The organism is Treponema bryantii (genome assembly GCF_900111035.1).
Classification (GTDB): domain Bacteria; phylum Spirochaetota; class Spirochaetia; order Treponematales; family Treponemataceae; genus Treponema_D; species Treponema_D bryantii_C.
The window spans coordinates 19,426-29,765 of record NZ_FOFU01000004.1; the positions used below are offsets into that span (position 1 = coordinate 19,426).

A 10,340-nucleotide genomic window follows, 5' to 3' on the forward strand; every position below is an offset into this window, starting at 1 on the left:
AGGACAGACTAATGACTAAAGCAATGAAAAAATTTATAGGCTGGCTTATCGCTATTGTGATTCTGTTCATTCTCTTTGTTTTGACAGGACCATTCTATATCGTAAATGAAGGAAAGCAGGTTGTTATTACCCGCTTCAGTAAGATTGTTGATTCTCACGAGGAAGCAGGTCTTTATATCAAAGTACCTTTCCTTGATCAGGTAACTGAATATCCAAAACTGATTCTTTCTCTTGATGGCGACCCACAAAGCATCACTACTAAAGAAAATCAGTATATAATAGTAGATACTACATCAAGATGGCGCATTACTGACCCGGTTGCCTTCTATCAGAACTTCCAGACGCTGGACAATGCTTATAATAAGCTTTCTGATATCGTTGACTCTTCATGCCGTACTGTTATTACTCAGAATCGTATGAGTGAAATCGTACGTTCTTCTAACATCATCAATGAAAGAAAGAATACAGAAGCAGAAAAAGATGAAGAGACAAAAGAAATCGACAAGCTTGTAAATGCAGATACAGTAAACGAGGTAGTTACTAAGGGCCGCAGCGAGCTTTGCCGCCAGATGACAGCAAAAGCACAGGACGAGGTTCGTGGCTGGGGTATTGAACTTCTGGACATTGTTCCACGCCAGGTAAAATACTCTGCAGAACTCAACGAGTCTGTTTACAACTCTATGATTAAGGATAGAAACCAGGTTGCACAGGCTTACCGCTCACTTGGTGAAGGTAAAAAAGCTGAATGGCTTGGACGTCTTGAAAATGACAAGCGTACTATTGCTTCTGAAGCATACCGCAAGTCAGAGGAAATCAAAGGTGCTGCCGATGCTGAAGCTGCCGCAATTTACGCTGCTGCTTACAACAAGGACATTGAGTTCTACACTTTCTGGAAGAGTATGGAATCTTACAAGCAGAATCTTAAAGATTATCCTGCTACTTACAGTACTAAGATGGACTACTTTAAATATCTTTATGGATCGGATGGTAAACGATAATGCAGTTACTGACAATAGAAAACGGAGAGCTTAGACTTAATTCAAATCTTGATGAGTATACTTTTGGAAAAACAGGTCACGATAATATCCTCAGTTATGAGGGTGTGATTTTTGACGGTAAAAACTTCCGCCAGTGGACTTTTGAAGATGTAAAATCTTACGACGCTGAGAAAAATGGAAGTCTTCAGCGACTCGTTTTCTATTGTGCTAAAAATCCTCTGGGCAGTGATGCTGAAAATGTAAAGACACTTGCCCAGTATTTTGAAGAAGGCGGTGAAAACGCTCTTACAGCTGTAAAAGCTGTATGCACTGCCATTACTGCTGCAGCCACAAATGGAAATCCGATTCCATTTGTTGGAGCCGGTGGAATTTTGGTCGATGGAGAAAAAGTTCTTTTTGCTCCGGAGGCATTATTCAGTTATGCAGCAAATACACTTCCCGCAGAAGAAACTCTCAATCAGCATACAGGTTTTTTGAATGATACAATAAAAGACCTTCCTGCACTTTGTTTTGAACGGGCAGCTATAATCTACAGACTTCTTGCAGGCCGTCTTCCATTTACAGCAACAGATTCTATTGCCCGCAATGCAGATATTTTTGACCGAAAATTTCTTCCGATTGAATACTGTGTTAACGGAATTGACAGCGGACTTGCCCTTGCAATCAACAATGCACTCAAGCTTAATTCTACCGCTGTAAATGTTCCTGGAAAACGCAAGAAGGGAAAATCAAGTGAAGATCTGCGCCCTGTTGCAGACTTCCCCCTCGAAAAAATTGATGAAGCCTTCCGCCTCAGTCAGAATAATAAAGAAGATAAAGACTTTGAGGAAAAGGTTTCTGCCTATATTAAAGCACAAAACTCTAAAATCAATACAAAACGCCATATCAAGCGAAACGCAACTACCCTTACTGTAATTGCGACTATCATAGTTATCGTTATCTGTGTTACTGTAAGTACATTAAGAACCCGCGGCGAAGATTACACTTCTGTCGGACTCACTTCAACTCAGACAATCCGCGCCTATATGAACGGTGTAAACGAAAAAGATACTATGCTGCTTTCTGATTTTGGAGATGGAAAAGCAGCCGGTGACTATGGTGATATGGTAAGCCGCATTTATGTTATGCATAAACAGCGTCTTGCTTATGGAAATGATAATGGATTTGGCTATCCTGCAAACTGGCTTTTCTATATAACTGATGAAGCAAAATACAAGCGCTCTGGTATTTACGGAGTTACAAACCTTAAGATTGATGGAAAAGCTGAAACTCTTGCAGTTGAACTGAAGAAGAAAAATCAAAATCCTGCTCCACTTGAAAAAGAAGGAAATATTAAACTTGAGAATGGCAGTACTTCTGTTCACAAAGTTGAATATTATCTTCTTTATACAGAAGGCGAAGAGGTTGATTATATAGTAGAAAAAGTAACTTCTACAGTTACCCTCACCTTCAAAAAGAACCGCTGGATTATAACTGATATTCAATATGATGGAAAAAATCTTGGTGTAGACTGCGACGCATTTAAGAAGGATTACTTTGCTGCCCTTGAAAAAACTAACGGTGAAGTTATTCCTGCCGTAGACAGCCTCCGCTCTAAATATGAATGGCTGCCGGAAAAAGATGCAATGCAGAGAGAAAAAGAACAGATTGAATACTATCTGACACATCCATATGCCTCTCTAGGCCTTTAATCATATTGACAATTTCTCAATATTTGTCATAATAGAATACGAGGTTAACTATGGAATACAATGTTGAAAAACAGCACGCGAAGGGAAAGCTTCACGCTATTGAGCGTATCAATGCACTTTGCGACAAAGATTCATTCGTAGAAACATATCAGGGTGTAAAACACAACTGTACCAGCTTTGGAATGGACAAAAAAGACATTCCTTATGATGGTGTAATCACAGGTTTTGGAAAAATAAACGGACGTAAAGTTGCAGTTTATGCACAGGACTTTACTATTCAGGGTGGTTCTCTTGGCCACATGCATGGCCGCAAGATTGCCGACCTTACAAAAATGGCTATTGATGCCCGCTGTCCTGTAATTGGAATCAACGATTCGGGTGGAGCTCGTATTCAGGAAGGTGTAGAAGCTCTCGGTGGATACGGTAACGTATTCAATCAGAATGTTCGCGCTTCCGGTGCTATTCCTCAGATTTCTATCATCGCTGGTCCTTGTGCCGGTGGTGCCGTATATTCACCAGGAATTACAGACTTTATCTTTACTGTAGATAAGGTAACTCAGATGTTCATTACAGGTCCTAAGGTTGTTAAGTCTGTAATGTTCATGGACATTTCTGCAGAAGACCTTGGTGGAGCTACAATTCACGCTACAAAATCAGGTGTATCTCACTTCCGCTGTGAAGATGAAAAATCATGCTACGAAGAAGTACGCCGTCTTCTGGACTATATCCCACACTACTTTGGCGACAAGATTGAACCAAACGAAAAGTTCAAGTTTGATGAAAAGAAAGCCGCTAAGAGAATCAAGGAAATCCTTCCTGAAAATCCACGCCAGGGCTACGACGTGCGCGACGTAATCAACTGCGTAATCGATGAAGATTCATTCCTTGAAATCATGAAGGAATTTGCTATTAACTGTGTTGTTGGTTTTGGTAAGATTGAAGGCCGCACAGTTGGTATTGTTGCTAACAACCCTAAGGGAGTTGGTGGTGTATTGGATTGCGATGCTTCTGATAAGATTGCACGCTTTATCCGCTACTGCGACTCTTTCGATATTCCACTTCTTACTTTTGTTGATGTTCCAGGATTTATCCCGGGACCTCAGGAAGAGCAGAAAGGTATTATCCGCCACGGTGCAAAGGTAATCTACGCATACAGCGAGGCTACTGTACCAAAGCTTACTGTTATTCTTCGTAAGGCTTACGGTGGAGCTTACATTGCTATGTGTTCTAAGCATCTTGGTGCAGACTTTGTTTACGCATGGCCAAAGGCAGAAATTGCTGTAATGGGTGCTGAAGGTGCTATTGAGATTCTGTTTGCTAAAGAGCTTAAGGATCCAAACAAGGCTGCTGAAGTTCAGGCTGCGTCAGAGAAATATAAGAATGAGATTATGACTCCTTATATTGCGGCTGAGCGCGGATACATTACTGAGATTATTCAGCCGGAAGATACTCGTAAGAGAATCGTGGCTAGTTTCGACTTCCTTGAAACAAAGATCTTTACAAATAAACCGCTAAAGAAGCACGGAAATATTCCACTTTAATCAGTAAGGGCTCAGTTATGAGCCCTTTAATATTTAACTGTAAATTTTAGGGATTTCAAAAATGCGGATCCCAGCGACGGCAAAAAAATAAGTTATCCCCCCACCATTCACTTGGCGCTGTAGCTTCGCCAGTGCCTGCGTTGGCGGGGTCCCCCCTTATTCTTTTTGCCTGCGTCCCACATTTTTGAAATCCCTAAAATTATAGAAACTATCAAATACTCTTAATAAAAGCGGCCATTACTGTGAAAGCGTCGGGCCTGCCATTTTCTGAGGTTTCTCTTCTATTTGAGCCGTAGATGAAACTGCCGTTTTTTTTGGTACAACACGTGCACGCAGGGTGAATCCAGATGTTCTCCTGTGGGACGCCGGCGGTGCGGAGCGCAGCTAAATTGGCTTTTTCTAACGAGAGTCTGTAGAGGGTGCCGCCGCCGCTTTTCCATGATACTTTTACGCCGGGTTCGAGCGGTGTTACGCAGTCGGGAGTGAAGTTCTCGGAAAACCATTTGGCACGCTCTTCATTTACGATGTAACAGCAGGCGCGGATGTGGGGGCCGATAACTACGCAGAAGTTTTGGGCGCGGGCGCCGTAATCTTTTTCCGCGAGTTTTATAGCGTCAGCAACAATGCCAGTTCCTTTCCAGCCGCTATGAACTATTCCAAACACTCCAGTTTCCGGCTCATACAAGTAAAGCGGCATACAGTCTGCAACGGTGACTGTTGGTATGAGCGAACGGTTCACGGTAATTATTCCGTCACCGATTTTATCCTGAGTATCACCGGCGTTTTTTACATTATAAACGATATGAGTGTGATCGAGCTGTACGGGAACAATTGCACCTTCAGTACTACCCAGAGATCGAAAAACTTTTGCTCTATTCTGATTTGTTTCATTCCAGCGGAAACGCATGCTGCCGGCGGCTTTTAAGGTAAGCCCACAAACTGGTGCACCCTCTACTACTTTACCGGCACGGTGAAATTCCAGGAACTCAAAAAGATTACTGTTCTGTTGCTGCATCAATAGGCTCCAGTTCTGACAGGTAGAATACGGCTTTCTTCAATGTTTCCCAGCAGGTTCTTAAAGAATCTTTCCAGACTCTATTGTTATGCCCCTTTATTACATTGATATTCTGAAGTCCATCATGAACCTTATCTCTTTCTTCAGAAAGAACTCCGCTAAGGCATTTATCAATCATTCTGGCACCTTTACCAAACTTCTTTACACATTCACGGATTTCAGTTTCAGTTGTAGTCATCATTGAATCAATCTGATTCTGAACCTGGAAAGAACGGAGTCGGCTTGTAGCAAATTCTTCAAACTGAGCACCATACTCACCTTCCGGAGCAAGACGTTCCAGAAGTTCCTGCATTTGACTCATTGCCTGTGCAAAAAGATTTAAACCTTCTGAATATTCAATTCTGTTTTCATTACGAATAAAAACGCCTTCCATCATAACATCATTCAGATAAGGCATCATATCTTCATATTCATTTTCACAGAACCAGGATAAGAAACCTCCTGTAAGCTCACATGCAAAAGGAACTCTCATCCATAAAGCCTGCCACGGCCGGTATTTCATTACCGGGAATTCTGAAAGCTCAAAATCGTTATTAAGATATGTTTCAAGATTTTTCTTTTTACGTTCTCGAAGCCAGTCTGCCCAGCGAACATCGATAATCTTTCGCCAGTGACTGCGGAAATTAGGGAACCAGCCCTCTACTCCATCTATATTACCAGGAAGCCAATCATAATCAGCATTGATGATTTTTCCAACCTTAATAATTGGAACATTGGAAATAAACATCTGTATTATACCAAAGCATTGATTTGCCTTTGCTATAAACTCTTTGATTGTTCGTTCAATATCTTTATCCTGTGCATTTTTTGTAATCTCCTTTCGCTGTGAAAACATCAGCATAGCTTCCAGTACTTCATTCTGTACGGACATTACATTTGAGAAAACTGCGGCAAAGCTTGAGAAATCATTTACCGCATTTCTGTACGGACAGGTATAATGATTTCCCGAAAGGTTTGTAAACTGTGAAGTAAAATGAATATACGGAAGCCTTGTAAACTGACGCAGCCAGTTCAGGGAACTTACAGCACTATACAGATTGCTTTTTGCAGCACCATCAATATTGTTTAATATACTATCAAGATTTTTTAATAATCTGTTTTTAGTTGCAAGATCAGGCTCTGTATCAAAAGAAAGAGAGAACGGATCTGCTTCTGCTGTAATAATATCTGAGAGTTCCGGTGTAACAAATGAACTCAGAAAAACATAAAAGTCACCAGGATTTTCATCTATTATATTGAAATAAGGTTTAAAAAATTCGGCTGAAGATCTAAGAGAACGAAGATGTTCATAGAAGACAGAATCAATAAGACCATTTTTATGATTTAAGATTCCAGGATGATCACGATTTATTCTTCGTGCCATAGAAGCAAGAACATCTTCATTGTATATTTTTTCGGGATCTTTTTTTTCAAGAAGACTTCTTAGCCAGAGGAAAAATCTGTAAAGAGCAGATTCACCTTTAAAACGGATATGCAGACTGACATTTTTCTCGGGATACTGTTCTTCGGTTTCTACAAGCTGAACAACAGAAACTGCAGACTGATTTATTTTTTCAAGCATATCACTGCGTTCTACCGCATCCATTCCGGCAACAAGTTTATCGAACGCACTTCTGTTCATTTCATCCGTCATACTTTAATTATGTACGGAAAATCCTTATTCTTCAAGAGTCAAAAAGATATTAATACAATTTTATTTTCTAGTAGACAATAACCGAAAAATGTACGATAATATATTGAATTCTAAATCAATAAATTCGGAGAAAATTTATGAGAAAACTAAAAAACTTGGTATGCGTATTATTCGCTATTTTTGCTGCTTCATCACTGTTTGCCGCTGGTTACAAGGTTGAATCTTTTACTGGTAAGGTTACATATGAATCTGCACCAGGAAAATGGATCGCTGTCGAACAAGGTCAGGAATTATCTGCTTCAACTGTAATTCAGACTAGTGTTAATTCAAGCCTTATTCTTACCTTAGACGGAGCTAAAATCAATATCAAAGCAATGCAGAAAGGAACTATTGAAAGTCTTGCTTCTGCAACTTCAGGAAATACTGGAATTAAGAAAGGTGCATCTCTCAAGGGTTCTGGTGTTGCTGCCGGCTCTGATAAAACTAGCAAATCAGTTGTTACAGCTTCTTCCCGCGCAAGTGAAGCAAAGGAAGATTATGAATGGGACGAATAATCCTATAATTTAAATCAAAGCAAATCCTGTGTTCTGGTTTTCCAGCACAGGATTTTTTTTTAAGAGAGAGACACATGAAAAAGTATACTTACCTCCTTATTCCATTTATTTCTGTTATTATCTGTTCCCTTTTAATTTTTACAAGTCTGGATAAGCAAATTGCCGATCTTTTTCAGAGAACCTTGCCAAAGCTCAAGGAATCTGATTCTGTTGTAATGGTTAATATTGACGATTCCTCTGTAAACGAAATTGGAACCTGGCCTTTTTCCCGTGAAATTTATGCTGATGCGCTCGTAGTTCTCAAAGAACTGGGATCAGAAGCTGCTATATTCGATTTAAGTTTTCTTGATAAATCTCAGGCAAAAGTTAATCAGGAATATGTAGAAAGCGAGCTTCCTCACTATGTTGATGAAGATTTTTCTGAGCTTTCACAAAATATCACATGGCTTTTAACTGAAGCTGAAGGCGATACTATTCAGGAAGATGTTTCCAGTGTAATGGAAACTGTTCAAAACCGAATTAAAACCGCCATTCAGTATTCTGTACGTAATGCAGATGATAGTCTTGCCAATGACTTAAAGTTTTTTGAAAACTCTTATGTTACTCTCACCTTTGGTACCGAAACCCCAGACCTTGATGAAACCACAGAACAGTATCTTACAGATAATCTTTCACTCAAAAATATCAGTGTAGATAAAAGCGCAAAGGTTCCTTCCTACTCTGGAGTTGAACCAGCTATCAGTGATTTTCTTTTCAATTCAAAAAGGGCAGGTTTTGTAAACGCAGATGCCGATAAGGATGGATACCTCAGACGCCTTTACCTCATTATGGAATATAATGGAAAATATTATCCACAGCTGCTTTTTGCACCAATTTTGAATTATCTTGGAAATCCTGAAATTGAAGTAAAGCGCAATAAAATTATTCTTAAAGACTGTCATTTTGCAGATGGCACAAGAGATCTTAAAATCCCGCTTGCACAGGACGGAACCGTACTAATCAAATATCCGAAAAATGTAAGCTATTATGATTATAACGATACTCCGTTATGGAAGGTCTACAGAATCCGTCTTCTTGAAAAAGCAATGGCAGATAGTCTTCAGTTTCTTAAAGAAAATGGATTTTTCAGTTACTGGGATGATGATCTTCCATACGAATATTATGACGCCGCAACCGGTTATATTCATGACGCTCTTGTTTCTGATAATGAGGCTGATGTAACTTATGATGATTATTTTGCCTACAAAGAAGCCTTTTATGAAACTACCAGAAACTTTTTATATGGAGACACAGAAAAGAAACTTCTTGATTCTGTATCTGGAGATGATGAAACTGCAGCATGGATTTCTGAAACTATGAATACTGCACGAGAAATTTTTGATGATTTAGTAAATTCTCGTGAAGCACTTAAGAATATAGTAAAAAATTCTTTCTGTATTTTTGGAACCTGTGCTACAAGTACAACAGACTTCGGTCTTACTCAGTATGAAGAAAAATATCCTAACCCTGGTGTTCATTACGCAATTGCAAATCAATTACTTTCAGAAGATTTTGTAACAGATTCTCCCTGGTGGATTTCGGTTATTATTGCAATTCTTTTGTGCTTTGGATACGGCTTCTGCTCTGTCAAAATTAAAAGTACAGGAAAGCAGCTTGTTGTTGGAGGTTTAATAGAAGGGACAGCTATTATTCTACTGCTCCTTTTCTTTATAATAACTAAGATTTATATTGGTACTGCTATTCCAACAATATCTCTTGCAATCACCTTTATTGCTATTACAATTTTGAATTTTATCAGTACTTCTAAAGATAAGAAATTCATTACCGGTGCTTTCAGTCAGTGTCTTTCAAAAGAAGTAGTTGATGAGATTGTTGCGAATCCATCTTCTTTCAAACTTGGTGGTGAGCGTGTTGAAATGACGGCAATGTTTACTGATATCCAGAAATTCTCTGGTTTTAGTGAACTTCTTAATGCTGCTCAGCTTGTAGCTCTTTTGAACTTCTACCTTACAAAAATGTCTAACCTTATAATGGAAGAACGAGGTACTGTAGATAAGTATGAAGGAGACGCTATCATTGCTCTTGTTGGTGCACCAGTTAAGATGGAAGACCATGCAGCGAGAGCCTGTGCTGCAGCAATCAGAATGAAAAAAGCTGAAGTTGAAATGAATAAATACATCATTGAAATTGCAGCTGGTTCTAAACCTGATGATATGGAACAGGATCTTTATGATGCCTTTAAGATTATGGTTCAAAACAAAAGAACTCTTTTCACACGAATTGGTTTGAACTCTGGTGAGATGATTGCCGGTTATATGGGGTCTGAAAACAAAAAGAATTACACCATGATGGGTAATAACGTAAACCTTGCAAGCCGTCTTGAAGGAGTTAATAAGCAGTATCATACAGGTGGTATTCTGATTAGTGAAGCAACAAGAACAGATCTTTCTGATTCATTCCTTGTAAGAAGTCTTGACCGAGTTCAGGTTGTAAATGTAAAAACCCCTATCCGTCTTTATGAACTTATTGGTTTTAAGTCAGAAGCAACTGATACAAAACTTACATATCTTGAAGAGTGGGAAAAGGCAATGCATAAGTTTGAAGCCGGAGACTATTCTACTGCCCTTTCTGCATTCAAGGCTCTTTATTCACAAGACAGCGAAGATAAGGTTGCCGCTTATTATGTTGAGCTTATAGAAAAGTTCTTTGCAAAAGGAAAAGTTCCAACAGAAGCCGATGATTTTGGTGTAGCATACAATACTGAAAACCCATCAGATATGAATCCGGAATGGGTTGGCACAAAGTACGAAATCAAAGGTACATTCAGATTATTACAGAAATAAAAAAA

General features: G+C 39.3%; 7 protein-coding genes. 5 read left to right on the forward strand and 2 right to left on the reverse strand.

Features of this window, described 5'->3' with window-relative positions:
- The first annotated feature begins 11 nt into the window (after nucleotides 1–11).
- From hflC to BMY21_RS08290, 3 genes are read left to right on the forward strand one after another with little or no spacing between them, the layout of a single operon-like run.
- Nucleotides 12–998: a protease modulator HflC gene (gene hflC / locus BMY21_RS08280; protein WP_256210337.1), complete on the forward strand. Its 987-nt coding sequence runs from the start codon at nucleotides 12–14 to the stop codon at nucleotides 996–998.
- The gene (locus BMY21_RS08285) at nucleotides 998–2,689 is read left to right on the forward strand and encodes a hypothetical protein (RefSeq protein ID WP_074642767.1); all 1,692 of its coding nucleotides are present in this window, start codon (nucleotides 998–1,000) and stop codon (nucleotides 2,687–2,689) included. The genes hflC and BMY21_RS08285 overlap by 1 nt, the downstream gene beginning before the upstream one ends.
- Before the next feature lie 50 nt (nucleotides 2,690–2,739).
- Nucleotides 2,740–4,230: an acyl-CoA carboxylase subunit beta gene (locus BMY21_RS08290; RefSeq protein WP_074642768.1), complete on the forward strand. Its 1,491-nt coding sequence runs from the start codon at nucleotides 2,740–2,742 to the stop codon at nucleotides 4,228–4,230.
- 211 nt (nucleotides 4,231–4,441) lie between these two features.
- Here BMY21_RS08290 and BMY21_RS08295 read toward each other — a convergent pair whose 3' ends face one another.
- Nucleotides 4,442–5,245 carry a purine nucleoside phosphorylase YfiH/LACC1 family protein gene (locus tag BMY21_RS08295; RefSeq protein WP_074642770.1) on the reverse strand — a complete coding sequence of 268 codons (804 nt, stop codon included), beginning with the start codon at nucleotides 5,243–5,245 and terminating at the stop codon, nucleotides 4,442–4,444.
- Nucleotides 5,226–6,938: a DUF5312 family protein gene (locus BMY21_RS08300; protein ID WP_143064196.1), complete on the reverse strand. Its 1,713-nt coding sequence runs from the start codon at nucleotides 6,936–6,938 to the stop codon at nucleotides 5,226–5,228. Before BMY21_RS08300 ends, BMY21_RS08295 begins: the two co-directional genes overlap by 20 nt.
- Before the next feature lie 137 nt (nucleotides 6,939–7,075).
- On the opposite strand from BMY21_RS08300, the gene BMY21_RS08305 reads away from it, so the two are divergent.
- Nucleotides 7,076–7,492: a FecR family protein gene (locus BMY21_RS08305; RefSeq protein ID WP_074642774.1), complete on the forward strand. Its 417-nt coding sequence runs from the start codon at nucleotides 7,076–7,078 to the stop codon at nucleotides 7,490–7,492.
- A gap of 74 nt (nucleotides 7,493–7,566) precedes the next feature.
- Complete coding sequence (locus tag BMY21_RS08310; RefSeq protein WP_074642777.1) at nucleotides 7,567–10,335, forward strand: CHASE2 domain-containing protein; 2,769 nt, start codon at nucleotides 7,567–7,569, stop codon at nucleotides 10,333–10,335.
- The last annotated feature ends 5 nt before the right edge of the window (nucleotides 10,336–10,340 follow it).

What these genes read in the sequence shown, in the direction of transcription:
- hflC (WP_256210337.1), top strand. Translation starts at nt 12, where the DNA reads ATGACTAAAGCAATGAAAAAATTTATAGGCTGGCTTATCGCTATTGTG.
- BMY21_RS08285 (WP_074642767.1), top strand. Translation starts at nt 998, where the DNA reads ATGCAGTTACTGACAATAGAAAACGGAGAGCTTAGACTTAATTCAAAT.
- BMY21_RS08290 (WP_074642768.1), top strand. Translation starts at nt 2,740, where the DNA reads ATGGAATACAATGTTGAAAAACAGCACGCGAAGGGAAAGCTTCACGCT.
- BMY21_RS08295 (WP_074642770.1), bottom strand. Translation starts at nt 5,245, where the DNA reads ATGCAGCAACAGAACAGTAATCTTTTTGAGTTCCTGGAATTTCACCGT.
- BMY21_RS08300 (WP_143064196.1), bottom strand. Translation starts at nt 6,938, where the DNA reads ATGACGGATGAAATGAACAGAAGTGCGTTCGATAAACTTGTTGCCGGA.
- BMY21_RS08305 (WP_074642774.1), top strand. Translation starts at nt 7,076, where the DNA reads ATGAGAAAACTAAAAAACTTGGTATGCGTATTATTCGCTATTTTTGCT.
- BMY21_RS08310 (WP_074642777.1), top strand. Translation starts at nt 7,567, where the DNA reads ATGAAAAAGTATACTTACCTCCTTATTCCATTTATTTCTGTTATTATC.